Genomic DNA, 25,769 nt, shown 5'->3' with positions numbered 1-25,769 from the left:
TTCCGAAATGACCGAGGTGCCTGAGATACCCGAGATGCCCGACCGATTCGCTCCAGACGCCCCCCGCGAGCGACAGACGATACGACTCTCCGAGGAGCGACTGGCGTCGTTCCGCGAGTGGGCCGAGAACGGAACCGCACGCACTGCCGCGGCGCGGGTGCGGGACTCCGAGGGACGAACCGCCTTGGTACAGAATCGGTGGTCCCGTGGCTGGATTCTCCCCGGCGGCGCTGTCGAACCCGGCGAGCGCCCGGTAGCGGCCGCCCAGCGTGAAGTACGGGAGGAGACCGGGTTGGAGGCGACCATCGAAAACGTGGTCGTCGTCGTCGACCAGAGCTACGAGAACGAAGCCGGTGAGGCTGCATTTTCGGCCGAGTACGTCGTCTACGCGGCGCGTGCAGAAGGAGAGATACCGAGTACAGAGCAGTTGGGCGTCTCGGCGGACGAGATAACTGCGGCGCGCTGGTTCGAGACGCTTCCGGAGCGACTCCACGACGGCGACCTGCTCGAACGGTATCTGTAGCGTGCTTCGAGGAGAACGACCGGAGAAGGAGATTCGAGAGCGGGGTGCACGAGTTCACCGCCGAGCGCCGCTCTCGCCGGGTTGTTCGATTCAACTAACACCGAAGACTCGGAAGGGTTATGAGTACCGACGGACTCCTCTCAAAAGTAATGGCAACTGGTACGGTTGACTTTTTCAACGACACTGGCGGTTACGGATTCATCAAAACTGAAGACGCAGACGACGACGTGTTCTTCCACATGGAAGACGTCGGCGGCCCGGACCTCGAAGAGGGTCAGGAAGTCGAGTTCGACATCGAGCAGGCCCCGAAAGGTCCGCGCGCGACGAACGTCACCCGACTGTAAACGCCGTTCTTTTCAGAACGCGATTACTCTCGAACACCCTTTTATTGGACTCTCCCGGCGAGCGACGGCTACATCATTGCCTCCATCGCAACCGCCCGGACGCGAGTCGCTTTTGTCGTTACCACCCGAAGGTTCGAAAACCACGAATGACGGACGACGAGCGGGTCGGGGAAGTCGAAGAAGTCGAGAGCGGTGACGATGGCGACTCCGACCACGATGCCGAAGACGACGAGAACATCGCCGGTGCCGAGACAGGTCTCCGAACGGACGCGGTGACGCTGTCTCGTCCGACGCACCGCGAAGTGCTCTGGCAGACCGAAGACGCGTTCGAGCGCGGTGACATGATAACGCTGTTCGGCCGCTGCACCGTCGAGTACGACGGCCGCGCCGCGAGCACGCTCGGGTTGGGCAACCGACTCGTGATTCTCAAGCCCGACGGCGCGGCGCTCGTCCACACCGACGAGAAACGAACACCCGTCAACTGGCAACCGCCGGGCAGCGAACACCACGCCGCGGTCCGGGACGGTCAGTTCCGGATTCGCAGCGAGCGCACGACTCCCGCGGAGACGCTCGACGTTCGCTTCGAGGCGGTTCACCAGTTCTCGGCGCTGTCGGTCACGGGAGGGCGAGACCTCGACTTGCAGGGCAGCGAGGAGGACCTTCGACAGCACATCCTCGACGACCCCGAACTCGTCGAGTCCGGCTTTCTCCCGCTGGCGACAGAGCGCGAGACGAGCGCCGGGCCAATCGACATATATGGAGAAGACGACGAGGGCGTCGCCGTCGCGGTAGAGTTGAAACGGCGGCGGGTCGGTCCCTCGGCGGCAGGGCAGTTACAGCGGTACGTCGCTGCACTCCGCGAGGAGTTCGGTGACGGTGCGACGGTTCGCGGGATTCTGGTCGCGCCGTCGGTTACAGACCGTGCGGCGGCGCTTCTCGACCAACACGGCTTGGAGTTCGTCGCACTGGACCCGACGACGGGGCGGCCACCGGAGAAAAGCGAGGAGTAGATGACGGGAGCGATACGATGCCCAGAGCTTACACCGAGTCGCCCGCGAGTCGCCGGAAGTTCTCGAACACGCGTGCGGCCGTCACCTCGTCGAACGTTCGTTCGGAGTCGGTCCAGCCGAAGTCGCGTCGAACTCGTCCGTGGAGCGCGCTCGTGAACTCCGGATGGAACTGCGTCGTCCACAGCGGCGCGTTCTCGTGTCGCGTCGCAACGAGCGGATAGTAGTCGGCGCTAGCTATCGGTTCCATCCCCGTTCCGGCGTCGACGACCACGTCACCGTGGACCATCGGAACGGTCTCGTCTACGCCCGAAAACAGCGGGTCGTCTGCGAGGTCCAGCGAAACGAGTGTCGCTTTCAGTCCACGATGCTCGACAGTGCCGCCGAGCGCGTCGTTGACGAGTTGGTGGCCGAAACAGACGCCGAGCGTCGGCACGTTCTCGTTTAGTAGGTCACGAACCAGCGTTCGCTGGTCGTCCATCCACGGGTAGGCGTCGGACTCGTAGACGCCCGCGGTGCTGCCCGAGAGAACGACGCCGTCGACGGTCGACACGTCGTCGACGCTTTCGATATCGTCCAGTGCCGCGACGGTTCGTGGGCCGCCGTCGCGGGCGTAGTCGTGGACGACGGCGTCCGGAAAGTAGCTGGCGAGTTCGTGAACGAAGTAGTTCGCTTTGGGATTCACTTCGTTTGCCAGAACCAGAATCATCGGTCGCAGTCGGACGCGCGGAGTGATAACGGTACTGCAGACCGAACGAGGGAGGAATCCGAGCGGTACCGCCGACGGAACTGGCGAGTACGAGTGTGCCGGAAGGGCCACAGCCGTGGCAACGACTGGCAAATCGGGGAGAAGACGCATCGAAGGCTTTATTCACGGCGTTGGCCTTGTTCAGCGCAAGTAACTATGGCAGACAAACCGGCCTCAATGTACCGGGAGATCTCCAAAAAGCCGTACACTCGGCGAGAGTACATCACGGGGATTCCTGGCTCGAAGATTGCACAGCACAACATGGGTAACCTGCAGACGGGTCCGGAGGACTACCCGGTTCAGATTAGCCTCCGCGTCGAAGAGGAGTGCCAGATTCGACACGGCTCGCTCGAATCCGCGCGCCTGTCGGCGAACCGCCTGCTCCTGAAGCACGTCGGCCAGCCGAACTACAAGATGGTGCTCCGCAAGTTCCCCCACCACGTCCTGCGCGAGAACAAGCAGGCGACCGGTGCGGGTGCGGACCGTGTCTCCGACGGAATGCGTCAGGCGTTCGGGAAGCCGGTCGGCACCGCCGCGCGCGTCCAGCGCAACGACGCCGTCTTCACGGCTTACTGCAACCCCGAGGACGCAGAAATCGTCAAAGACGCCTTCCGCCGCGCGTACAACAAGATGTCGCCGCCGTGCCGCATCGTCGTCGAACGCGGCGAAGAAGAACTCGTCGCGTAATCGACGCGACGGCACTGTCCGACGGCGGACACACACGCTTTTCCCTCCTCCAGCGAACCCGTAGCGCATGCTCCGACTCGCGGTGACGACCAGTTCCGAGACGTTCGAGCGGATGCGCGACCCGCTGTCGTCCCGCGACATCGACGTCCGTCACCTCCCCGCGAAGGGGCGCACGATACGACTCACCGAGTCACCGACGGAGACGTTCGACGTGGGGTTCGTCTACCCGACGCGACTCATGGAAGGCGGGGCACTCGACGCGCTCCACGACCTTCCGTGGGTGAACGACCGTGAAGCGGTTCTTACCTCGCGGAACAAAGCCGGCGTCATTTCGGCGCTCTCGCGGGCGAACCTCCCTGTGCCGGAGACGACGATGGTGTCGAACCCCGTCGACGACGACGAACTCCTCGCGGCCGCCGAATCCTTCGACGGTCCACTGGTCGTCAAACCGAACTCGACGACTCGCGGGACGGGAATCGTCCGCGTCGACGACCCCGACTCCTTGTCCGGGGTGGCCGACTACCTTCGTCTCGTCCACGACTACAACGCGACGGGTGACAAGTCCTACTTGCTCCAAGAGTTTCTGCCCGACGCGCGCGACTACCGAGCGATGGTCGTCGACGGCGAGTGCGTCGGCGGCGTCGAACGCCGGTTGTCGACCGAGGCACGAGAGGACGGCCGGTGGAAACACAACGTCCACCGCGGGGCGGTAGCGACGGGCGTCGAACTCCCCGACCGACACCGCCGTCTCGCCGAGAACGTGGCCGAGGTGCTGGAAATTCCGTATCTCGGCGTCGACCTGCTCGAAACCGAAAATCGGCTGGTGGTCGGCGAGACGAACGCGCGGCCGACTATCGACGACGACGCGAAGTACGACTCGGGCTTCTACGACCGACTGGCGGCGCTCGTGAAGCGACAGGTCGAGTGAGAAGAGCCCGAGGGTTCGAGAGCGGTCGCTGGCGGTGTGTGGGACGAAACGTGGAGGGAGTGACGACGATGTCGGCGCGGCGTCGCTACTCGACGTCGATTTCGGCGGAGTCCTCGACGCGGTCGAGCGTCACTTGGAGGACGCCGTTTTTGAACGTCGCGCTCGCGGAGTGTTCGTCGACGCGGGCGGGCAGTTGGATGCGCTCGTCGTACTCGCGGCGGTCGCTCGCGGCGCTGATAGTGAGCCGTTCGCCGTCGCACTTCAGGTCGATATCGTCTTTGTCGACGCCGGGGAGGTCGGCGACGACGCGAATCCGGTTACCCTCGTCGATAACGTCGACGTGCGTTTCGCTCGCAAAGCCGGTTCGGTCGTCGAACCCGCCGGTCATCTCGTTCATCATGCGTTCGATTTCGCCGAAAATGTCGCCGAAGGGGTCGTCACGGTCGTCTCGCTTCATGCGGCACGCTAAGTCGTATTCGCTCAAAAGCCTTCTGTCGGTTTCGTTTTTGTGAGTTTATCCCGATTGATTCGGCGGAATGAGACGTTCCAAAACCACTATACGAGGCGGGATTTAAATACTATTCAGGCACTAACTCAGCTATGAGTGAAAAATCGTACCTAGCGGCCGGCGAAGAAGTCGACGAGTCGGAAGTCGTGCGCATCGCGCTTAACGGCTTCGGACGTATCGGGCGGAACGTGTTCCGCGCGGTGATGGACGACCCCCGAATCGAACTCGTCGCCATCAACGACGTGATGGACGGCGAGGACATGCGGTATCTCGGCAAGTACGACACCGTCATGGGTCGACTCGACGGCGTGACGCTGGAGGACGGCCACCTGAGCATCGAGGGGACCTCCGCAGAGGTTCTCAACGTCCAGAGTCCCGCCGAACTGCCGTGGGACGACCTCGACGTCGACGTCGCCTTCGAGTGTACGGGTATCTTCCGCACGTACGACGACGCCCACGACCACGTCGAAGCGGGCGCGGACAAGGTCGTCATCTCCGCGCCGCCGAAGGGTGACAAGCCGGTCAAGCAGTTGGTGTACGGCGTCAACCACGACGAGTACGACGGCGAGGACGTGGTGTCGAACGCCTCCTGTACGACCAACAGCATCACGCCAGTGGCCAAGGTGCTCAACGACGAGTTCGGCATCAACTCCGGGCTGATGACGACGGTCCACGCCTACACCGGTTCCCAAAGCCTCATCGACGCGCCGAAGGGCAAGACGCGCCGCGGGCGCGCCGCCGCCGAAAATATCATCCCGACCACGACGGGTGCGGCGAAGGCGACGACCGAGATTCTGCCCGAACTCGACGGCAAACTCGACGGGATGGCGATTCGCGTGCCTGTGCCGAACGGCTCCATCACCGAACTCGTCGTCGACCTGCAGGGTGACCCCGACGCCGACGAAATCAACGAGGCGTTCCGGAACGCCGCCGACAACGAACTGGCGGGCGTGCTCGGCTACACCGACGACGAAGTCGTCTCCACGGACATCCTCGGGCTACCGTTCTCCTCGACGGTCGACCTGAACTCGACGAACGTACTGGAGAACGGCGGTCTCGCCAAGATTCTGACGTGGTACGACAACGAGTACGGCTTCTCGAACCGGATGCTCGACGTCGCGCGCTACATCACCGACGAGTAAACCCCGACTCACAGCTGAGTCCCCGTTTTTCTGCGTTGCCGAACCGACGAGCCACCACCGTCGGGTCCGTGTGAGTGGCTGATTCGCCCACGACTAAGTAGCAGTCGCGCGACTGTGTAGAGGAGATGGCTTCGTTCAACACGCTCGACGACCTCGACGCCGAACAGCGAGTCCTCGTCCGCCTCGATTTGAACTCGCCGGTCGAAGACGGCGAGGTACAGGACAACCGCCGCTTCGAGCGCCACGCGAGCACCGTGTCGGAACTCGTCGACCACAACCACCGCGTCGTCCTGATGGCCCACCAAGGCCGCCCCGGCGACGACGACTTCGTCTCGCTGGAACAGCACGCCGATATCCTCGCAGGACACGTCGGAACGGACGTACAGTTCGTCGCCGACACCTACGGTGACGAGGCGATGGCGGCCATCGACGCGCTCGAACCCGGTGAAATCCTCTTGCTCGAAAACGTCCGGATGGTCGACGACGAACTGCCCGAGGAGTCACCGGTGGAGAAATCCGAGACCGAGTTCGTCCAGACGCTCGCCCCGAAGTTCGACGCCTACGTCAACGACGCGTACTCGGCGGCACACCGCAGACACGCCTCGCTCGTCGGCTTCCCGCTGGTGCTGCCCGCCTACGCGGGGCGCGTGATGGAGACCGAGTACGAGGCGAACTCCAGCATCGCCACCCGCGAGTTCGACGGACAGGTGACGATGGTCGTCGGCGGGACGAAAGCGACCGACGTCATCGGCGTGATGGACGCTATCGGCGAGAAGGTCGACCAGTTCCTCGTCGGCGGTATCGCCGGCGAGTTGTTCCTCCGCGCGGAGGGCTATCCGGTCGGCACCGACGTCGGCGACATGGACCTCTTCGACGAGCAGTGGGAGAACAACCAAGACGTCATCGAGGACGTACTCGACCGGAGAGCCGACCAGGTTCGCCTCCCGGTCGATTTGGCATACGAAAACGACGACGGTGACCGCGCCGAGGTTTCGGTGGAGCGTATCGACGAGAAAGAGACGGGCTACCTCGACGTCGGCACCGAGACGGTGGAGGGGTACGCCCCGACCGTCCACGAGTCCGAGGCGGTGTTCGTCAAGGGCGCACTCGGCATGTTCGAAGACGAGCGTTTCGCCGACGGTACCGTGGGCGTTCTCGAAGCCATCGCGGAGACCGACTGCTTTTCGGTCGTCGGCGGCGGCGACACCTCCCGCGCCATCGAGATGTACGGCCTAGACGAGGACGACTTCTCACACGTCTCCATCGCCGGCGGGGCGTACATCCGCGCGCTGACAGGCGAACCGCTCCCGGTGGTCGAAGTGCTCGAACAGCAAGCGAAGGAGAACTAACTCAGTCGGCGCGGTGCCGCGTCGTCGCCCGCAGACCGGTGCCGACGAGATAGAGACCGAGTGGCAAGAAGAGGACGACGGTGATGGTGTCGGCCGGACCCCACCAGAGTGCGCTGTTCGCGCCATCGAGGAGGTTCGCCGACTGCGCGTAGCTGAGATAGTTGAACACGCGGTAGAGCGGCCACACGAGGACGACGAGGCCGATGCCGATTCTGGTGAGGGCGTCGGTGTTCACGGGCTGGTTTTGGAGAGGTGACAGCTAACTGCTTCGGTCCAAAGTTCGTCGCCGGAGAGGAACTCGCTCGAAGGCGGTTCTGGATGGGTGGATTGGCCGGAACTGCTATCGTTCTATCCAACTAACTGTCACGTGGCTATGACAACCGAGCAAAGTCCCAGAGGACTGTATCTTCGGTTCGCCTTCTTCGGAGGCTGGGTCCTTCTCGTCGGCGCGTTCGTGTTCTGGATACACCGCGACGACCTGTTCACAGCAGTCGTCACGTCGTCGATGCTGTTCGTGTTCGGAGCCTTGCCGTTCCTGTTTCTCTACTGGGAGTACCGCCACGAAAACTCGTATCCGAATCGAAGCGAGAGCCTCGGCCCGGATAATCGGCGACTCGCCGGGTCGCTTGCACTCGCAACCGGTGTTTGGGCGTTCAGTTCGCTTCGACTCTTAGGAATCAACCTATTCAGCGAGCCGATAGAACGGGTCGGACTCGATCCGTACCCGCTCGTCGCGTATGTCGGCGCAGTTCTGTTCGTCGTTGCCGGCTTCACCATTCTCGCCGGACTCGAAGACCGTCTCCCGTTCGTCGACTTCGATTTCGACTGACACCACGATTTTATCTCTCACGCCCGAACCGTCGCTATGCTCGTCGGAATCGTCTCAGACACCCACGACAACCTCGACTGTGTGCAAGCCGCCGTCGACCACTTCGAGTCGGAATCCGTCGACGCCGTCGTCCACTGCGGCGACGTCGTCGCGCCGTTCTCGGCGACGCCGTTCGATTCGGAGTTCGAGTTCTACGCCGTCCGCGGCAACAACGACGGCGAGTGGAACCTGCAGTCGGCCGTCGACTCGTTCGGAACCTACCTCGGCGAGGCGGGCGAACTCACGTTCGACGGGTGCGAGATAGCCGTCTACCACGGAACGAGCGGGACGCTCGTGGACGCACTCGTCGACTCAGGAAACTACGACTACGTCTTCCACGGCCACACCCATCAGCGAGAAATCGAACAACGCGGCGAGACGGTCCGGGTCAACCCCGGCGGTCTACCGATTCTGGGTGCGGACGACAGGTTCCACGTCGCCGTTCTCGACACGGAAACCGGTGAGGTGTCGTCGTACGAGGTTGCGTAAAAGGGGGCGTCTGTTCGCTGCGTCCGCGGCGCGCAGGCGGTCGGGTGCGCGGAAACGGGAGTTCGAACGCGCAGTTAATCGTCGGCGGCGACGAACGGCTGGTTCTGACCTGCGAAGACGCTGTCGAGGCCGACACCGAGCGACTCGTTCGTCAGCGCGATGCTCTCTTCTTTGCTCGCACTGCCGGTGATGGCGCGGACGGCGTCGATGTTCTCGGGAATCACGTCGCTCTCCTGGTGAATCGCTTGGAACAGGTAGAGGTCGTCGTCTTGGACGGCGATGGACTCCTCCCAGATGCAGTTCTCCCAGAGGTCACCGCGTGGACGGCCGGCGTCCATGGCGAACTCCTTGAGTTTCCCCGCGCCGTCGATACCGGCGTGTTTGGGCACGAAGAACAGTCGTGACTCGCCGGCGAGCAGGTCGCGGACCTCCTCGGCCGCCGGCGTCGATTCGAGCGTGACGTTGACGCTGTGGGTGTGCATCAGCGTCGCGGGAACCTTCAGCCCGAGCGTATCGATGTTCAACTCGGGGAAGATAGTCTGAACGTCGGGGCCGTGGTGCGACGGCAGCGTGACGGGGTCCGGTAGGATGTCGTTAATCGGGCCACGACCGGTCTGTCCCGGGTCGCCGCCACGGCGGACGAGCGTCACGCGCGCCTTCTTCACGCCGTACGTCTCGTCGAGCGGTGCGAGCAGTCGTGAGAGGCCGGTGGTGTTACAGGAGACGGTGCGGACGAACTGCGCACCGGTCGCTTCGTCGTAGTTGGCGCGCGCGTTGAAGCTCACGTCCGCGATGTCGGCGTCTTCGCCGCCTTGGAAGATGGCCGGCGTGTCGTGGCGTTCGTACAACTCGCGGTTCTGTGCGCCGATTCCGGAGGGAGTGGTGTCGACGACCACGTCGCTTTCGGCGACCAAGTCGTCGACGACGCCTGCGAGGGGAACGCCCGCGTCGTCGAACTGGTCGACGCGCTCTGGAAGCGCGGCGTAGAGGGAGTAACCGTTTCGGACTGCCGTCTCGGCTTCGAAGTTCGGCCGCGTCTTTGCGACCCCGACGAGTTCCATGTCGGGTTGCGCGCAGACCGCGTCCGCGACGCGTTTGCCGATTGTTCCGTAGCCATTGACGCCCACCTTGAGCATGTTCGGACCTGCTACCGGGAAGGACATAGTTATTTCGGAGCTTAACGCTTAGAAATTAACTCCGTGGCGAGTAACCATGTTTCGGTTTCGTGGACACTCTGCGCGGATATTTCGACAACTCAGTGAGAATATTACTCGGCGTCGGAGCGACCGATGTGACAAAGCCTAACCCGTCGCCGGACGGCCTCTCGGGTATGACAGACCACGACACCGACGACGCGCTCCGCGCCGCCGCGGAGACGGCACTCGAACAGTGTCTGAACCTCCAGTCCGACGAGTCCTGTGCGGTCGTCACCGACGACAAACGCGCGCCTATCGGCGAGGCGCTGTACGAGGTAGCCAGCGAGATTTCCGACGACGCCGTTATCGTTCGCTACCCACCGGGACCACAACACGGTGCGGAACCGCCGGCCCCCGTCGCGGCGGCGATGCGCGACGCCGACGTGTTCGTTGCGCCGACGACGAAGAGTCTGAGTCACACTCGCGCACGCAGCGAGGCGTGCGACGCCGGCGCTCGCGGCGCAACGATGCCCGGAATCACCGAGGAAGTGATGCTCGCCGGCCTCGACGCCGACTACGAGGCCATCGCGCGCCACAGCCTCACGGTTCTCGAACAGGTCGTCGACGCCGACGAGGTTCGCGTGACTACCGAGAAGGGAACCGACATCACGTTCGTCCCCGGTGACCGCGAGTGGCTCTCGGACACCGGGATGGTCCACGACGAGGGGCAGTTCTCGAACCTCCCCGCGGGCGAGGTGTTCGTCAGCCCCGAAACCGTCGACGGTACCTACGTCGTCGACGGGACGATGATGCCGTACGGCCTCCTCGACGAGGGACAGGAACTCCGGTTCGAGGTCGAAGACGGCTTCGTCACCGAGATTTCCGACGACGACGTGCGAGAACAGGTCGAGACGGGAGCCGAGGAAGTCGGTCGAGACGCGTACAACCTTGCGGAACTGGGCATCGGCACGAACGTCGGCGTCGACGAGTTGGTCGGGTCGGTCCTCTTGGACGAGAAGGCGGCCGGAACGGTCCACATCGCTATCGGCGACGACGCGGGTATCGGCGGCGACACCGTCGCACCGCTCCATCTTGACGGGATTATCCGTGACCCGACCGTGTACGCGGACGGCGCGGAAGTCGAGCTTCCTCGATAAGCGACCGAAGACGAACGCCCTTCGTGGGGACGCTGTTCGGGCGCTACTTCTGGTACTGCTTGTACGCTACTTCTGATACTGTTCGTACTGGCGAGTAAACTCCACGAACTCGTCGAGCGGTCGGGTACACTCAGCCATCGTCACGACGTTCGCATCGGCGTCGTACTCGACGATTCCGGCGTCCGATAGCTTCGGAAGATGTGAGTGATGCAAATCGGCGCGAACCTGCTCGACTGCCTCGTTGGGAATCCGCTCGGGGTCACGTTTGTACTCCCAGGCGGCGACCTGCTCTGCGACCTCCGAGAGCGTCGCCGGATAGCGACACGACTCGATGTGGTACAGCACGTACCGTCGGCGCGGGTCGTTGAGCACTTGAAACACCGCGTCGAGTGGAAACGCCTCGGTGTCTTCGACCCGAACGGCGTCGGGAAACGCCTCCGGTTCGTCGGTCTCCCCGTTACCCCCCGTCGTCTGACTGTCGAATGAGTCGTCGTCCATCTTGTGTTCCCCCAGTCCACAGGACGGTCTCGGTCGAGCGTATCACCGGTCGTCGACCGTCCCTACAGCGGTTCGTGTGCCACAGTTGACCAACCACGTCGACACGGTTAGTACTGTCGTTGGTTAATCGTGTGAATCCGTGCGTCAAGGCGGGCCACGGTCCCCGTCGCGGCCGTTCGAGGGGCTTCGTCTGTCGTCCGGAGAAGCGCGGACTTTTACGCCCAGATGGTTTACGCCGTCGTATGAGCCAAAGCGAACGCGTCGCGGTGGTCTGTCCGTCCTGCTCACCGGGGACGGAGACCGTCCACGAGGTACTCAAACCGGGTGGACAGACGACCGTCCGATGCACCGAGTGCGGTCACACGCACAAGACGATTATCGAAGAGGAACGCGAAATCGAACTGAGCGTCATCGTCTCCCAAGACGGCGAGTCGTTCAGCACCAAAGTCGACGCTCCCGCCGAGGAGACGCTGGCGGTCGGCGAGGAGTTCATCGCCGACACGCCCGAGGCCATCATGCTCGTCCGTATCACCTCGCTCGATATCGGCGACGACCAGCGCGTCGAGGAAGCGCCCGCCGAGGACGTCTCGACGGTGTGGACGCGCGTCGTCGACAACGTGAAGGTTCCCGTCACGCTCCACCCCGGCGACGGCCGCCGAGACGAGACGCGGAGTTTCAAACTCAGCGTGCCCGGCGATTACGAGTTCGTCGTCGGCGAGACGGAGGAACTGAACGACGAGGAGTTCGAAATCGAGGGTATCCACGTCCGCCTGAACGCGACGAACTACCGGTTCGACAAGTTCGACCGCGACGGCGACATGGTGTTCGCCAAAGACATCAAACGCATCTACGGCCGCGACGAGACGAGTTCGGCGTGGTCGGCGTGGTGAACTGACGGCGACTACGCCGGTATCTGCGCCGACATCGACGGCGGAGGTTCCACCAATGGACTTCGAAACCGCCCGCAGACGGATGGTCGACCGACTCGCCGAGCGTGGGCGCATCGACCGAGAGTCGACCGCCGAGGCGCTCCGAACCGTCCCTCGCCACGCCTTCGTCCCGCCCGAACACCACGAGAGCGCCTACCGGGACCGACCGCTTCCCATCGGCGGCGGCCAGACCATCAGCGCACCCCACATGGTCGCCATCGTCACCGACCTTCTCTCCCTCGACCCCGGTGACCGGGTGCTGGAAATCGGTACTGGCTGCGGCTACCACGCCGCGGTCACCGCCGAAGCGCTGGGCCAGTTGCCGGAAAACGACGACGAGCGGAGCGAACAAGGAGGCGTCTACAGCGTCGAGTACGACCCGAATCTGGCCGATTCAGCCCGCGAAACACTCAGTGAACACGGGTACAACGTTCGCGTTCGTACTGGCGACGGCTACGAGGGATGGGCCGAGCACGCGCCGTACGACCGCGCGTATCTGACCTGCGCACCCGACTCGCTCCCGGTGCACGTCCTCGAACAACTTCGCCCGGGGGGATGTCTCGTCGGACCGGTCGGCCGCGGACGGCAGACGCTCGTTCGCGCGTGGCGACGCGAAGACGGCGGCATCGACCGCGAGACGCACGGCGGCGTCCGGTTCGTTCCGATGCGACGCGGCGACTGAGGCGACGGTGGAGGGGCCGCGACGTTCCCGCAACCGCCCTGTGGCCTCCCGACGACCTCACCGCTCGGGGCGACCGATTTTTCTCGGCTGGCCCCTACTCTCCACCATGCCGACCGTACATCGTTCGGGGTTCGACACCGAAACCCTGTTTCTGCTGTGGGCGGCCCGCGAGACGGGTGTCCTCGACGCACTGACGAGTCGGGCCGGGACGGCCGACGCCGTCGCCGCCGAAACCGAGGTGACGCCGGAGGCGGCGCGCGTGGTCGTCGAGTCACTCGCCGACCTCGGGTTTCTCGAACGCGTCGGCGACGAGTTCGAGGTGACGAATCGGGCGCTCGGATTTCTCGCCAAACGTGACGTCCGCTCTATCGGACGCCTGCCGCACGCACTCGACATCCTCGACAGCTACGTGGCGCTTCCGGAGACGATGCGGACCGGACATCCGCCCGAGCAGTCCGCGGGGTCGATGGTGAACCGACTGGGCGCACACGCTGCGACCGACGAGTCCGTCGTCAGAGCCAGCGTCACTGCCGCGGTTCGCATCGCACCGCAGGCAGAGCGTGTGCTGAACGTCGCCGGCGGCTCCGGCGTCTACGCCCGCGAGTTCGCCGCCCGCGGCTTCGAGGTAACGATGTGCGACGGTGACGACGTTATCGAGTACGTCGCTCCGACGCTCGAACACGCGGACGTGACCCTCGAAACGCGGTCGTTGGCGACGCTCGCCGACGGGTCGTACGACCTCGTCTTCGGCGACGACCTCTGTCGGGCGCTCACCGTCGCCGAGAACCGAACGCTGCTGTCGACGGTGAGAGACGCCCTCTCACCGTGTGGCGCGGCCGTGTTCGTCGAACCAGTCCGAGGACGTGCCGCGACGGCGACGACGGTTCGAGCGGCGACGGAGGCACTGGCCAGCGGCCACGGCGGCGCGTACGACGAAGACCAGTTCCGGACGTGGTTCAGCGAGGCGGGTCTCGAAGACGTTCGCGTCGACGACGTCCCCGGCACCGACCGGCAGGCGGTCGGGGGGTACAAGCGCGGAGTTGATTAGTCGTCGTCCCGCAAGGGGAGTATGGACCCCGCGGTACTGCGCGAGGATATGGTCGACGGCCTCGAACAGGCGCTCGGCGAGCGACTGGACGAGCGAGTCGACGTTGCGATGCGGACCGTCCCGCGCCACGAGTACGTCGACGACCACGCCTACGCGAACAAGGACACGACCGAAGACGGCAGTCGTATTCTCGCACCGTCGACGGTCGCACGCCTGTTCTCCGCGCTCGACCCGGCGGCGGACGACAACGTCCTCGTCGTCGGCGCGGGCGTCGGCTACACGGCCGCCGTCGCCGCCGAACTGGTCGGCGAGTCGAACGTCCAAGCAATAGATATCTCGCGTCGGATGGTGTACTACGCCCGCCAGCGCCTCGCTCAGACCGGCTACCAGGGCGTGTTGGTCGACTGCCGCGACGGCGCGAACGGCTACCCCGAGTACGCGCCGTTCGACCGCATTCTCCTCGAAGCCGCCGCGATTCGGCCGCCGCGTGCGCTCGTCGACCAACTCGCGCCGTCGGGGAGACTCGTCTTTCCGATGGGCGGGCCACAGCAGACGCTCGTCGCCGTCGAGTCCGGTCCCGACGCCGCCGGCCCTGACGGCGTCGTCGAACGCTTCGGCCCGGCGGAGTTCGCCCCGATGCTCGTCGACGGCGAGCAACCCGATGGGTTAGCCCGGAACCGGACGGTGCGCGAGGACCGCGAGTACAACGAGAGCGGGTGGCACGCGCGAACTGGCTGGGAACAGGACTGGGTCGACTGGGACGAGCATCTCTGAGACGAGACGGGAGAGGACAGAGAGACAGGTGCGCGCTACCCCGCCACTCAGACGCCGCGAATCACCAGTATCTTCGTGTTCGCTCGGCGGTCGACGAACTCGCTTCCTGCGGGTGGCTTGACTTCCACGACGAGCGTGCCGTCTTCCTGATTCGCGCCGAGCGAGGAGTCGATTCTCACCGTTGCTTCGCCGTTCGTATCGGTCGTCGCCGTCTGGACCTGTTCGAGACCCGCAGTGCCGCTTTTGACGACGACCGTCGCGTCGGCGACGGGGTCACCGTTCGCGTCGACGGCGGTGAGCGTCAGCGTCTCCTCGCCGGGCGAGACGACGTCCGGCGACGGACGAACGTCCACCTCGACGACCGCCAGTCCCTGAATCCCCGTTATCATGTTCATCATCACGCTGAGACTGGCGACGCCGACCACGAGCGCGATGACGAGGCGAATAGGGAGGCCTTCGATAGCGCGTTCGTCCCGGCGGAACCCGTCGAACTGTCGTCTGAGGCTGCCGAACTGCCGTTTACATCGGTCGAACATACGCCGGTCTGGTTCCGTCTTCACTGATAAACGCTCGTCCGAGGGTTGAAAGCCGAACGCGAGGCTTCCCGATGGTGTGCAAGTACTCGGACGCAAAGGGACGGATTCGTGGAGCGACCGGCAGGACACGGGAGACGAGAGCGAAGCCGAGAACGAGTCCCGAGACGCCGCCGCCGAATCTCGGACTCCTCGGCCGACCGGCAGACTCGGGACGTACCGCGCCCGCGACGGCAGCGACGCCGCACCCGTCGGTATCGACCTCGACAGCCCTCACGCAGCGCTCGTCGTCGGCAAGCGCGGTAGCGGTAAGTCGTACACGCTAGGTGTGCTCGCGGAAGCGGCCGCGCGAGCGCACGGCGTCGCACCCGTCGTCGTCGACCCGATGGGCGTGTTCTCCGGATTGGCGGCCAACGAAGGGTCTGCGGCCGAAATCTCCGCCACCGTCGTCAGAAACCCCACCGTCGCGGCGGATACGTTGCCGGCGTCGTCGTGGCCTACACTGGTGGGTCTGGACGCCGAGAGTCCAGTGGGAGCACTCGTCTGGCAAGCAGCGAGCGAGTCGTCGTCGCTCGCGGCGATGCAAACACACGTCGCCGACGCGAACGCGACGGAGGACGTCCGACGGTCGGCCCGAAACCACCTCGAACTGGCCGAGTCGTGGGGCGTGTTCGACTCCGATGGACTCGTCGCCGCCGACTTCCTCGGCGACGAAGTGACCGTGTTGGACCTCTCGGGAGTTGCGGACGCACCCTCGAACGCGGTTTGTGCGGCGGTCGCTGGGGGGCTGTACGAGCGCCGTGTGTCGAGTGCGTCACGCGCGAACCCCAAAGGTCCGGAGGGGCCGAAGGATTCGACACGAGTTCCGTGGCTGTTCGTCGACGAGGCACACGTGTTCTTCGACGGCGTCGCTGCGAATGCGCTACGGACGGTGCTCACGCGGGGACGTGCGCCGGGTGTAAGTCTCGTCGCTGCGACGCAGCGCCCGAGCGCACTGCCCGACGTGGCGCTGTCGCAGGCGGACCTCCTCGTCGCCCATCGGTTGACGATGCAGGCCGACGTAGACGCGCTGACGGCCGCGCAACCGACGTACCTTGCTGGGACGATACGCGAGCGGCTGCCGACGCGGACCGGCGATGCACTCGTCGTCGACGACACGACCGAGTCGGCACACGCGGTTCGAATCCGTGAGCGTGAGACCGCTCACCGTGGGGGGAGTCCGCGGGCGAGTCAGTTCACCGAAGCTGGTCGCGAGCACGGGTCGAAACATCGACAGCTACAGGCCGCCGGAGGCCGAACGTCGAGACATGGCTGACGACTCGGCGAACCCCTCGATACTCGCTCGACTCGTCGACGGTGCGACCGGAAAGCCGTTTCTGGCGGTGATGGTCGCGCTGCTCTTGCTCCTGTCGCTGTTTTTCCTCGTCGGTGGGCTTCTGTACGTGTTCGGGTGAGCGGGTCTGGGTACGACCGACGAACGTCTCTCACTCAACAATCGAACCAAGAATAACGCCTGAGGCAGGATTTGAACCACGGTCGTTTCGCTCGTTGCTCGCTTCGCTCCCTGACACGAATCCCTTCCGTTGGCCGTCTCCCGCTCAGGGTGTACGAGCACACGCTACGCGGTGCTCGTCGGAGTTGTTCGCGGCAAAATGACGCCCGAGGCGGGATTTGAACCCGCGTCACGACCGTGACAGGGTCGTATGATGGGCCACTACACCACCCGGGCCTGTAACGCATCCAAACGTACTGGTCGGGGTTATTAATGGGTGTCGATATCCGTTGCGACCAGGTGTCCTCGTCTCGACCCGCAGAACCGGACTCATATTATCTGTTCCGTGAGTCGATACTCCTCGGCCCAGTTGATTCGGGACTTCGGCGCTTTGGGGTGCGGGTCTTCGACCCGCAGTCGCATCTCACCGTTTCCGGTGTCTCCGATAGGAACCCAGTAGACGTGTTCAGTTTTCGGGGAGTACACAGCGTACGCGTCGATTTCGTCGGGCGTGTAGTCGGTATCGACCCGACCACTTTCCTCCACAGTGGAACTGTAGAGATTGAACCGGATAGAGCCGTTTACCCAGCTTCCAGTTTTGCATTGGACGCGATAGAGAGTCTCGTAGTCGTCAACGAGGAGGTCGTAGCGGTCACTGTCTCCGAATGGGACCGAAACCGATAGTCCAACTTTCATCAGGGAAGCAAGTACTATCGCTTCGGTTTCATCACCTCGCCGAGATGTGTTCATACAGAAACAGCTCACGTGGACCGGGTTTGTAACTGTACACGAGAAGACTTCCGTAGTTGGCCACAAGCGACTCGCTTAGGGGTTGAAGTTCAGAGAAAGCGCCCGAGGCGGGATTTGAACCCGCGTCACGACCGTGACAGGGTCGTATGATAGGCCACTACACCACCCGGGCTTGCTGCACTCATTCGTTTTGCGGTGTCGTAAATAACACTTACCATCCGAAGGCACCGTGTGCCGAGATACCGCGACCCGCGTGGCCGGAAGGCATATAATTAGGCACGTTCAGTTGCAGGGTAACGCAGGTCCCCCGTCGTGGAGTTTCCCACGGCCGGATAGCGGTGCGCCGCGCGGTTGACAAGTGTTATATGGGTGGGTCGTCAATGCCGCTGTAGTATCTCGTGAGAGCTTCTTCCCACAAGCCCCACCCATGGTAGACGTAAGCCAACACAAACTTGTCCCGGAGCACACGCTCGTCGACGAGGAGGCCGTCGACGAGGTGCTGCAGGAGTACAACGTCGAACGGACGAACCTGCCGAAGATCAAACGCAAAGACCCGGCGGTCCCGGACGAAGCCGAGTCCGGTGACGTCGTCAGAATCGTACGCGACTCGCGAACCACAGACCAAGCAGTCGTATACCGACTGGTGATCGAATGAATCGAGAAGACCGACGCAGCATCTCCCGACAGTACTTTTCGGACGAACGGCTCGCAGAGCACCACTTCCGTTCGTTCAACGCCTTCCTCGGACGCGGTATGCAGGAAGTCGTCGACGAGAAAGAGACCATCGACACCGACATCGGCGACAAGGAGGGCGAGGAACCCGTCTACGTCGAACTCGGTGACGTGCGTGTCGTCACCCCGCGCGTGCGGGAGGCCGACGGCAGCGAGGAACTGTTGTACCCACAGGAAGCACGCCTGCGCAACATCACCTACTCGGCGCCCGTGTTCATGGAGATGTCCATCGTTCGCGGCGGCGAGGAGGAAGAAGAAGTCGTCGTCGACTCCACGGAGACGAAAGTCGGCCGGATGCCCATCATGGTCGGCTCCGAACGCTGCAACATCTCCGGCTTCGACCACGACGAACTCGTCGAAATCGGTGAAGACCCCGTCGACCCCGGCGGCTACTTCATCGTCAACGGCTCCGAGCGCGTGCTGATGACCTCGGAGGACCTCGCGCCGAACAAGATTCTCGCCGAGTACGACACGAAGTACGGCGACGAGATTCAGGTCGCAAAGACGTTCTCGCAGCGTCGTGGCTACCGTGCGCTCGTACTGTGTGAGCGCGGCCGCGACGGCCTGCTCGAAGTCTCGTTCCCTTCGGTCTCGGGTTCGGTGAACTTCGTGACGCTCGTGCGCGCGCTGGGCCTCGAATCCGACGAGGAAATCGTCCACCGCGTCTCCGACGACCCCGAGATTGTCAAGTTCATGCTGGAGAACTTGGAGGAAGCCGACGTGCAGACGACCGAGGAAGCCATCGAGACCCTCGGCAAGCGCGTCGCCTCCGGCCAAGGCAAAAACTACCAGCTGAAACGCGCCAACTACGTTATCGACCGCTACCTCCTGCCGCACCTCCACGAAGAGGGCGTCGAGGAGGAGGAAGTCCGCATCAACAAGGCGTTCTACCTCTGCCGGATGGCCGAGGCGTGTTTCGAACTCGCACTCCAGCGCCGCGAAGCCGACGACAAAGACCACTACGCGAACAAGCGTCTCAAGGTCTCCGGCGACCTGATGAAAGACCTGTTCCGGACGGCACTGAACAAGTTGGCGCGTGACGTGAAGTACCAGCTCGAACGCGCGAACATGCGGAACCGGAATCTGACGGTCAACACCGTCGTTCGCTCCGACGTGCTGACCGAGCGACTCGAACACCCCATCGCAACGGGGAACTGGGTCGGCGGGCGTTCGGGCGTCTCACAGCTGGTCGACCGGACCGACTACATGGGGGTTCTCTCCCACCTGCGTCGCCTCCGCTCGCCGCTGTCGCGCTCACAACCGCACTTCGAAGCACGTGACCTGCACGCGACCCAGTGGGGTCGCATCTGCCCCTCCGAGACTCCCGAGGGACCGAACTGTGGGCTGGTGAAGAACTTCGCGCAGGCGATGGAGCTCTCCCAGAACGTCGAGGACGAACAGGCACTGAAACGAGAACTGGCGTCGATGGGTGTCGAGGGGATGCCCGGACTCGAAGGCGTCGAACCAACTACGGCGGACGACTAACATGGCTCAGGCACGAGAGGCGAAAGTATACGTCAACGGCAGTCTGGTCGGGACCCATCCGGACCCGCACCAGCTCGCAGAACAGATTCGGGAAGCACGACGACGCGGCGACGTCAGCGAGATGGTCAACGTCTCGGTGAAAGGTCGAACCCGCGAAGTCATCATCAACGCGGACGCGGGCCGTGCCCGTCGTCCGCTCATCGTCGTCGAAGACGGCGAGCCCCTCTTGGGCGACGAGGAGATAGAGGCCGTCGAGAGCGGCGAACTCGAGTTCCAAGACCTCGTCGACCGCGGCTACATCGAGTTCATCGACGCCGAAGAGGAAGAGGACATCTTCGTCGGCGTCGACGAGGACGAACTCACCGCCGACCACACCCACCTCGAAATCGACCCACAGCTCATCTTCGGTATCGGTGCCGGGATGATTCCGTACCCGGAACACAACGCCTCGCCCCGCATTACGATGGGCGCAGGGATGATGAAGCAGTCGCTCGGCATCCCGTCGGCGAACTACCGGATTCGCCCGGACACGCGTCAGCACCTGATGCACTACCCGCAGTTGGCGATGGTGAAGACGCAGACAACTGAACAAATCAACTTCGACGAGCGTCCGGCGGCGCAGAACTTCGTCGTCGCCGTGATGAGCTACGAGGGGTTCAACATCGAGGACGCGCTCGTCATGAACAAAGGGTCGGTCGACCGCGCGCTGGCTCGGTCGCACTTCTTCCGCACCTACGAGGGTGAGGAACGCCGCTACCCTGGCGGTCAGGAAGACCGCTTCGAGATTCCGTCGCAGGACGTGCGCGGTGCGCGCGGGGAAGACGCGTACACGCACCTCGACGACGACGGCCTCGTCAATCCGGAAACGGTGGTCGACGAGAACTCCGTACTTCTCGGCAAGACCTCTCCTCCACGATTCCTCGAAGAACCCGACGATATGGGTGGACTCAGCCCGCAGAAACGCCGCGAGACGTCCGTCACGATGCGTTCGGGCGAAGACGGCGTCGTCGACACGGTGACGCTGATGGAGGGCGAGGACGGTTCGAAGCTCTCGAAGGTCTCGGTGCGCGACGAGCGGATTCCGGAACTCGGCGACAAGTTCGCGTCCCGACACGGACAGAAAGGCGTCGTGGGCCACCTCGCACCACAACAGGACATGCCCTTTACCGCGGACGGCCTCGTCCCCGACCTGGTTCTCAACCCGCACGCGCTCCCGTCGCGGATGACGGTCGGCCACGTGCTGGAGATGCTCGGCGGCAAAGTCGGCGCACTCGAAGGCCGGCGCGTTGACGGGACGGCGTTCCAAGGCGAGAACGAAGACGAACTCCGTGGCGCGCTCGAAGACCACGGCTTCATGTCCTCCGGCAAGGAGGTCATGTACTCCGGTGTCACCGGCGAGAAGATTGAAGCCCAGATTTTCGTGGGCGTCATCTTCTACCACAAGCTGTACCACATGGTGAGCAACAAACTGCACGCCCGCTCGCGCGGCCCCGTGCAGGTGCTCACCCGCCAACCCACCGAGGGTCGCGCCCGCGAGGGTGGTCTCCGTGTGGGTGAGATGGAGCGTGAGGTGCTCATCGGCCACGGCGCGGCGATGGCCCTCAAGGAACGACTGCTGGACTCCTCGGACCGCGAGGAAGTGTACATCTCGGCGGACACCGGGATGGTCGCAGTCGAGGACCGCGAACAGCGGCGTATCTACGACCCCGTCACCGGCGACGAGGACAACATCCACCGCGTCGAGGTGAGTTACGCGTTCAAACTCCTCCTCGACGAGATGAAAGCGCTCGGCATCCGGCCGAAACTCGAACTGGAGGACGCAGTTTAAATGTCAATGCAAACACCGAAAGAAATCGGCGGCATCCGCTTCGGGCTGATGGACCCGGAGACGTATCGAGACATGTCCGCGACGAAAGTCATCACTGCGGACACCTACGACGACGACGGCTACCCCATCGACATGGGCCTGATGGACCCGCGACTGGGCGTTATCGACCCCGGTCTGGAGTGTCGAACGTGTGGGCAGCACTCGGGGTCGTGTAACGGGCACTTCGGTCACATCGAACTGGCCGCGCCCGTCATCCACGTCGGCTTCACGAAGCTCATCCGACGACTCCTGCGCTCGACGTGTCGCCAGTGCGGTCGACTCGCGCTGACCGACGACGAGCAGGCCGAGTTCCGCTCGCGCATGCAGCGCGCCGAAGAACTCAGCGAGGACTGGAGCGACGTGATGAAGGCCGCGGTCCGGCAGGCACGGAAAGCGAAACGCTGCCCGCACTGCAACGAACCGCAGCACGACATCAAACACGAGAAACCGACGACGTACTACGAGGTCCAAGACGTCCTCTCGGGCGAGTACTCCGAACTCATCGCCGAGGCGATGCAACCCGACGAAGAAGAAGACCGCGAAGGGATGGCTCCGCAGGAACTCGCGGAGAAAACCGACATCGACCTCCAGCGCGTCAACCAGATTCTCTCCGGCGAGTTCAGACCTCGCAAAGAAGACCGAAAGGCCATCGAGAAGGCACTCTCCATCGACCTCACCGTCGAGGACATGAACAAGCTGATGCCCTCGGACATCCGCGACTGGTTCGAGGACATCCCGAACGACGACATGGAGACGCTCGGCATCGACTCCGAGCGCGCACGCCCCGAGTGGATGATTCTCACCGTACTGCCGGTGCCGCCGGTCACGGCGCGTCCGTCCATCACACTCGACAACGGCCAGCGCTCCGAAGACGACCTAACCCACAAACTCGTCGACATCATCCGCATCAACCAGCGGTTCATGGAGAACCGCGAGGCCGGTGCGCCGCAGTTGATTATCGAGGACCTCTGGGAACTGCTGCAGTACCACGTCACCACGTTCATCGACAACGAGATTTCGGGTACGCCGCCGGCACGACACCGCTCGGGCCGTCCGCTGAAGACGCTCAGTCAGCGCCTCAAAGGCAAAGAAGGTCGCTTCCGCGGTTCGCTCTCCGGAAAGCGTGTCAACTTCTCGGCGCGTACCGTCATCTCGCCGGACCCGACGCTCTCTCTGAACGAGGTCGGTGTTCCGGACCGCGTCGCCAGCGAGATGACCCAGACGATGAACGTCACCGAGCGGAACATCGAGGAAGCACAGCAGTACGTCCGCAACGGCCCCGAGAGCCACCCGGGTGCGAACTACGTCAAGCGCCCCGACGGCCGACGGCTGAAGGTGACCGAAAAGAACTGCGAGGAACTCGCCGAGAAAGTCGAACTCGGTTGGGAAGTGAACCGACACCTCGTCGACGGCGACATCGTCATCTTCAACCGACAGCCGTCGCTGCACCGGATGTCCATCATGGCCCACGAAGTGGTCGTGATGCCGTACAAGACGTTCCGACTCAACACCGTCGTCTGTCCGCCGTACAACGCTGACTTCGACGGCGACGAGATGAACATGCACGCGCTGCAGAACGAGGAGGCCCGCGCGGAAGCGCGCGTCCTCATGCGCGTGCAGGAACAGATTCTCAGCCCGCGCTTCGGTGAGAACATCATCGGCGCGATTCAGGACCACATTTCGGGTACCTACCTGCTGACCCACGAGAACCCCCACTTCACGGAGACGCAGGCGCTGGACCTGCTGCGAGCGACTCGTGTCGACGAACTGCCCGAACCCGACGGTGAGGAGGACGGCAAGGCGTACTGGACCGGCCACTCCATCTTCTCGGAACTCCTGCCCGACGACCTGTCTCTCGAGTTCAGTTCGTCGACCGGCGACGACGTTCTCATCGAGGACGGTCAACTGCTCGGTGGCACCATCGACGAGGACGCCGTCGGCGCGTTCGGCGGGGAAATCGTCGACACCATCACCAAAGTGTACTCGGAGACGCGTGCACGCATCTTCGTCAACGAGATTTCCTCGCTGGCGATGCGTGCTATCATGCACTTCGGGTTCTCCATCGGTATCGACGACGAGTCCATCCCCGAGGAGGCAGGCGAGCAGGTCGACGAGGCCATCGAGAACGCCTACGAGCGCATCGAGGAGCTCATCGACACGTACGACGCGGGCGAACTCGAATCGCTGCCGGGTCGGACCGTCGACGAGACGCTGGAGATGAAGATTATGCAGACGCTCGGCAAAGCGCGTGACTCCGCCGGTGAAATCGCCGACGACCACTTCGGCGACGACAACCCCGCAGTCATCATGGCGCGCTCGGGCGCGCGTGGGTCGATGCTGAACCTCACGCAGATGGCCGGCTGTGTCGGCCAGCAGGCAGTTCGCGGCGAGCGCATCAACCGCGGCTACGAAGACCGTACGCTCAGCCACTACAAACCGAACGACCTCTCCGCGGAAGCCCACGGGTTCGTGGAGAACTCCTACCGTGGCGGCCTGACGCCGCGGGAGTTCTTCTTCCACGCGATGGGTGGCCGCGAGGGTCTCGTCGACACGGCAGTCCGGACCTCCAAATCCGGATACCTGCAGCGTCGTCTCATCAACGCGCTCTCCGAACTGGAGACGCAGTACGACGGCACGGTGCGCGACACCTCGGGCACCATCGTTCAGTTCGAGTTCGGCGAAGACGGCACGTCGCCGGTGAAGGTGTCCTCCTCGAAGGACAACGACATCGACGTCGACAGCATCGCCGACCGCGTGATGGACGCCGAGTTCGACGACGAGGCGACTCGTCAGCAGTTCCTCGGCCGCGAGGAACCGCCGACGAATCTCTCCGAACACGCCGAACCGCGACTCAGCGACGCGCGAGCGCCGGAGGTAGAATCCGATGACTGAGATTACAGACGACATGGAGGCCGTCGTCGAGGACACCCAACTCCCGCGACGCCTCAAAGACCGGGTGTACCGCACCATCGAAGACCGAGACGACGTCAGCGTCGAGCAGGCCGACAACATCGCTCGCGCCGTCGAGGTCCGCTACCTCGACACGCGTGTCGACCCGCTGGACCCCGTGGGGACCGTCTCCGCGCAGTCCATCGGTGAACCGGGAACGCAGATGACGATGAACACGTTCCACTACGCGGGCGTCGCCGAAATCGACGTGACGCAGGGACTGCCGCGTCTCATCGAACTCGTGGACGCGCGGAAGACGCCGGACACGCCGATGATGACGGTCCACCTCGAAGACGAGTACGCCGAGGACCGCGAACGCGCCCACGAGGTCGTCTGGAGCATCGAGGCCTCGAAAATCCTCGCACTCGGTGACGTATCGACGAACGTCGCCGACATGCTCGTGCAGGTCGACCTCAACGACGATACGCTGATGGAGCGGTGGCCCCGCGCCTCGAACGTCGAAGAAGTCGCCGAGGAGATAGCCGAGACCATCGAGGACGCTCTCGGCGTCTCGACCCAGCAGGTCGGAACGGTCATCGAGTTCGGCCCCGACCAGCCGAGTTACCGTCGGCTCCTGCAACTGGTCGAAGAACTCCGCGACGTCGTGTTCAAAGGCATCGAGGAGGTCACTCGCGTCGTCATCCGCAAGGAGAAAACCGACGACGGCGAGGAGTTCGTCCTCTACACCGAAGGGTCGGCGTTCGGCGACGTGCTCGCCATCGAAGGCGTCGACGCCTCGCGGACGACGTGTAACAACATCCACGAGATTCACCGAAATCTCGGCGTCGAAGCCGCCCGCGAAGCCATCATCAACGAGACGATGGAGACGCTCGAAGAACAGGGCCTCGACGACGTGAACGTCCGCCACCTGATGCTCGTCGCAGACATCATGACGAACCGTGGCACCATCGAGTCCATCGGCCGCCACGGTATCTCGGGGTCGAAGGAGTCGGTGCTCGCGCGTGCAGCGTTCGAGGTCACGGTCAACCACCTGCTCGACGCGGCCATCCACGGCGAAGAGGACGACCTCAACGGCGTCATCGAGAACGTCATCGTCGGGAAGCCGGTCGCTATCGGCACCGGCGACGTCGACCTCCGCATGGGTTCGTTCAGCGCGAACACCGAGCAACCCTCGGACGACTAA

28 protein-coding genes and 2 tRNA genes are annotated in these 25,769 nt (G+C 63.7%); 21 read left to right on the top strand and 9 right to left on the bottom strand.

The window, feature by feature from the left end; genetic code table 11:
• Positions 1–7 precede the first annotated feature (7 nt).
• The 3 genes from AUR64_RS04120 (at position 8) to nucS (ending at position 1,877) form a co-directional block, all read left to right on the top strand.
• A complete protein-coding gene (locus tag AUR64_RS04120; RefSeq protein ID WP_240479576.1) occupies positions 8–523 on the top strand; it encodes an NUDIX hydrolase in 516 nt (171 codons plus the stop codon).
• A 149-nt stretch (positions 524–672) separates the two neighbouring features.
• Positions 673–867, top strand: coding sequence for a cold-shock protein (locus AUR64_RS04115; RefSeq protein ID WP_058580855.1), 195 nt, complete (start codon positions 673–675; stop codon positions 865–867).
• Positions 868–1,013: 146 nt separating this feature from the next.
• A complete protein-coding gene (nucS, locus tag AUR64_RS04110; protein ID WP_082230571.1) occupies positions 1,014–1,877 on the top strand; it encodes an endonuclease NucS in 864 nt (287 codons plus the stop codon).
• A gap of 28 nt (positions 1,878–1,905) precedes the next feature.
• Here nucS and AUR64_RS04105 read toward each other — a convergent pair whose 3' ends face one another.
• Positions 1,906–2,583: a type 1 glutamine amidotransferase gene (locus tag AUR64_RS04105; RefSeq protein ID WP_082230570.1), complete on the bottom strand. Its 678-nt coding sequence runs from the start codon at positions 2,581–2,583 to the stop codon at positions 1,906–1,908.
• 195 nt (positions 2,584–2,778) lie between these two features.
• Here AUR64_RS04105 and AUR64_RS04100 point away from each other — a divergent pair, with 195 nt between their 5' ends.
• On the top strand, positions 2,779–3,309 hold the full coding sequence (locus AUR64_RS04100) for a 50S ribosomal protein L16 (protein ID WP_058580673.1): 531 nt from the start codon (positions 2,779–2,781) through the stop codon (positions 3,307–3,309).
• A gap of 67 nt (positions 3,310–3,376) precedes the next feature.
• Complete coding sequence (locus AUR64_RS04095) at positions 3,377–4,237, top strand: ATP-grasp domain-containing protein (RefSeq protein ID WP_058580672.1); 861 nt, start codon at positions 3,377–3,379, stop codon at positions 4,235–4,237.
• Positions 4,238–4,322: 85 nt separating this feature from the next.
• Here AUR64_RS04095 and AUR64_RS04090 read toward each other — a convergent pair whose 3' ends face one another.
• Positions 4,323–4,694, bottom strand: a complete 372-nt coding sequence (locus AUR64_RS04090) for an Hsp20/alpha crystallin family protein (protein WP_058580671.1) — start codon at positions 4,692–4,694, stop codon at positions 4,323–4,325.
• Positions 4,695–4,837: 143 nt separating this feature from the next.
• On the opposite strand from AUR64_RS04090, the gene gap reads away from it, so the two are divergent.
• The gene (gene gap / locus AUR64_RS04085) at positions 4,838–5,887 is read left to right on the top strand and encodes a type I glyceraldehyde-3-phosphate dehydrogenase (protein WP_058580670.1); all 1,050 of its coding nucleotides are present in this window, start codon (positions 4,838–4,840) and stop codon (positions 5,885–5,887) included.
• 125 nt (positions 5,888–6,012) lie between these two features.
• Positions 6,013–7,236, top strand: coding sequence for a phosphoglycerate kinase (locus tag AUR64_RS04080; protein WP_058580669.1), 1,224 nt, complete (start codon positions 6,013–6,015; stop codon positions 7,234–7,236).
• A 1-nt stretch (position 7,237) separates the two neighbouring features.
• Here the strand turns inward: AUR64_RS04080 and AUR64_RS04075 are convergent, their stop codons facing one another.
• A complete protein-coding gene (locus AUR64_RS04075) occupies positions 7,238–7,471 on the bottom strand; it encodes a hypothetical protein (RefSeq protein WP_058580668.1) in 234 nt (77 codons plus the stop codon).
• A 138-nt stretch (positions 7,472–7,609) separates the two neighbouring features.
• Between AUR64_RS04075 and AUR64_RS04070 the strand changes: the two genes are divergently transcribed.
• Positions 7,610–8,065, top strand: coding sequence for a hypothetical protein (locus tag AUR64_RS04070; RefSeq protein ID WP_058580667.1), 456 nt, complete (start codon positions 7,610–7,612; stop codon positions 8,063–8,065).
• 36 nt (positions 8,066–8,101) lie between these two features.
• Positions 8,102–8,593: a metallophosphoesterase gene (locus AUR64_RS04065; RefSeq protein WP_058580666.1), complete on the top strand. Its 492-nt coding sequence runs from the start codon at positions 8,102–8,104 to the stop codon at positions 8,591–8,593.
• A gap of 74 nt (positions 8,594–8,667) precedes the next feature.
• Here AUR64_RS04065 and AUR64_RS04060 read toward each other — a convergent pair whose 3' ends face one another.
• On the bottom strand, positions 8,668–9,729 hold the full coding sequence (locus AUR64_RS04060; RefSeq protein ID WP_058580665.1) for a type II glyceraldehyde-3-phosphate dehydrogenase: 1,062 nt from the start codon (positions 9,727–9,729) through the stop codon (positions 8,668–8,670).
• 194 nt (positions 9,730–9,923) lie between these two features.
• Here AUR64_RS04060 and AUR64_RS04055 point away from each other — a divergent pair, with 194 nt between their 5' ends.
• The gene (locus tag AUR64_RS04055; protein ID WP_058580664.1) at positions 9,924–10,886 is read left to right on the top strand and encodes an aminopeptidase; all 963 of its coding nucleotides are present in this window, start codon (positions 9,924–9,926) and stop codon (positions 10,884–10,886) included.
• Between the two features lie 66 nt (positions 10,887–10,952).
• On the opposite strand, the gene AUR64_RS04050 is transcribed toward AUR64_RS04055, so the two are convergent.
• Complete coding sequence (locus AUR64_RS04050; RefSeq protein ID WP_058580663.1) at positions 10,953–11,384, bottom strand: DUF7344 domain-containing protein; 432 nt, start codon at positions 11,382–11,384, stop codon at positions 10,953–10,955.
• Positions 11,385–11,626: 242 nt separating this feature from the next.
• On the opposite strand from AUR64_RS04050, the gene AUR64_RS04045 reads away from it, so the two are divergent.
• The 4 genes from AUR64_RS04045 to AUR64_RS20400 all read left to right on the top strand — a co-directional run bounded on the left by AUR64_RS04045 (position 11,627) and on the right by AUR64_RS20400 (position 14,817).
• Positions 11,627–12,274, top strand: coding sequence for an HVO_0476 family zinc finger protein (locus AUR64_RS04045; protein WP_058580662.1), 648 nt, complete (start codon positions 11,627–11,629; stop codon positions 12,272–12,274).
• A 55-nt stretch (positions 12,275–12,329) separates the two neighbouring features.
• Positions 12,330–12,995, top strand: coding sequence for a protein-L-isoaspartate(D-aspartate) O-methyltransferase (locus tag AUR64_RS04040; protein WP_058580661.1), 666 nt, complete (start codon positions 12,330–12,332; stop codon positions 12,993–12,995).
• 106 nt (positions 12,996–13,101) lie between these two features.
• Positions 13,102–14,043 (top strand): class I SAM-dependent methyltransferase, encoded by a 942-nt coding sequence (locus AUR64_RS20405; protein WP_058580660.1) that lies wholly within the window; start codon positions 13,102–13,104, stop codon positions 14,041–14,043.
• A 21-nt stretch (positions 14,044–14,064) separates the two neighbouring features.
• Complete coding sequence (locus AUR64_RS20400) at positions 14,065–14,817, top strand: protein-L-isoaspartate O-methyltransferase family protein (protein ID WP_058580659.1); 753 nt, start codon at positions 14,065–14,067, stop codon at positions 14,815–14,817.
• 47 nt (positions 14,818–14,864) lie between these two features.
• Here AUR64_RS20400 and AUR64_RS04025 read toward each other — a convergent pair whose 3' ends face one another.
• On the bottom strand, positions 14,865–15,353 hold the full coding sequence (locus AUR64_RS04025) for a DUF7382 domain-containing protein (protein ID WP_058580658.1): 489 nt from the start codon (positions 15,351–15,353) through the stop codon (positions 14,865–14,867).
• A gap of 76 nt (positions 15,354–15,429) precedes the next feature.
• Here AUR64_RS04025 and AUR64_RS04020 point away from each other — a divergent pair, with 76 nt between their 5' ends.
• Both AUR64_RS04020 and AUR64_RS20395 read left to right on the top strand, forming a co-directional pair.
• Positions 15,430–16,665, top strand: a complete 1,236-nt coding sequence (locus AUR64_RS04020) for an ATP-binding protein (RefSeq protein ID WP_058580657.1) — start codon at positions 15,430–15,432, stop codon at positions 16,663–16,665.
• Positions 16,658–16,804 carry a hypothetical protein gene (locus AUR64_RS20395; RefSeq protein WP_155120511.1) on the top strand — a complete coding sequence of 49 codons (147 nt, stop codon included), beginning with the start codon at positions 16,658–16,660 and terminating at the stop codon, positions 16,802–16,804. Before AUR64_RS04020 ends, AUR64_RS20395 begins: the two co-directional genes overlap by 8 nt.
• Positions 16,805–17,006: 202 nt before the next feature.
• On the opposite strand, the gene AUR64_RS04015 is transcribed toward AUR64_RS20395, so the two are convergent.
• The 3 genes from AUR64_RS04015 to AUR64_RS04005 form a co-directional block, all read right to left on the bottom strand.
• Positions 17,007–17,079 (bottom strand) — tRNA-Asp (locus AUR64_RS04015).
• Between the two features lie 93 nt (positions 17,080–17,172).
• Positions 17,173–17,592 (bottom strand): group I intron-associated PD-(D/E)XK endonuclease, encoded by a 420-nt coding sequence (locus tag AUR64_RS20730; RefSeq protein ID WP_071391201.1) that lies wholly within the window; start codon positions 17,590–17,592, stop codon positions 17,173–17,175.
• Between the two features lie 99 nt (positions 17,593–17,691).
• Positions 17,692–17,764, bottom strand: a tRNA-Asp gene (locus AUR64_RS04005).
• Between the two features lie 255 nt (positions 17,765–18,019).
• Here AUR64_RS04005 and AUR64_RS04000 point away from each other — a divergent pair.
• From AUR64_RS04000 to rpoA2, 5 genes are read left to right on the top strand one after another with little or no spacing between them, the layout of a single operon-like run.
• Positions 18,020–18,247, top strand: a complete 228-nt coding sequence (locus tag AUR64_RS04000) for a DNA-directed RNA polymerase subunit H (RefSeq protein ID WP_058580655.1) — start codon at positions 18,020–18,022, stop codon at positions 18,245–18,247.
• Positions 18,244–19,809, top strand: a complete 1,566-nt coding sequence (locus AUR64_RS03995) for a DNA-directed RNA polymerase subunit B'' (RefSeq protein ID WP_058580654.1) — start codon at positions 18,244–18,246, stop codon at positions 19,807–19,809. The genes AUR64_RS04000 and AUR64_RS03995 overlap by 4 nt, the downstream gene beginning before the upstream one ends.
• A gap of 1 nt (position 19,810) precedes the next feature.
• Positions 19,811–21,637 carry a DNA-directed RNA polymerase subunit B gene (rpoB, locus tag AUR64_RS03990; RefSeq protein WP_058580653.1) on the top strand — a complete coding sequence of 609 codons (1,827 nt, stop codon included), beginning with the start codon at positions 19,811–19,813 and terminating at the stop codon, positions 21,635–21,637.
• A gap of 6 nt (positions 21,638–21,643) precedes the next feature.
• Positions 21,644–24,568 carry a DNA-directed RNA polymerase subunit A' gene (locus AUR64_RS03985; RefSeq protein WP_058580652.1) on the top strand — a complete coding sequence of 975 codons (2,925 nt, stop codon included), beginning with the start codon at positions 21,644–21,646 and terminating at the stop codon, positions 24,566–24,568.
• Complete coding sequence (gene rpoA2, locus AUR64_RS03980) at positions 24,561–25,769, top strand: DNA-directed RNA polymerase subunit A'' (protein ID WP_058580651.1); 1,209 nt, start codon at positions 24,561–24,563, stop codon at positions 25,767–25,769. The genes AUR64_RS03985 and rpoA2 overlap by 8 nt, the downstream gene beginning before the upstream one ends.

The organism is Haloprofundus marisrubri (genome assembly GCF_001469955.1).
Classification (GTDB): domain Archaea; phylum Halobacteriota; class Halobacteria; order Halobacteriales; family Haloferacaceae; genus Haloprofundus; species Haloprofundus marisrubri.
Note: the sequence above shows the minus strand (reverse complement) of the source record. Positions and strands in the feature narration are given on the sequence as shown.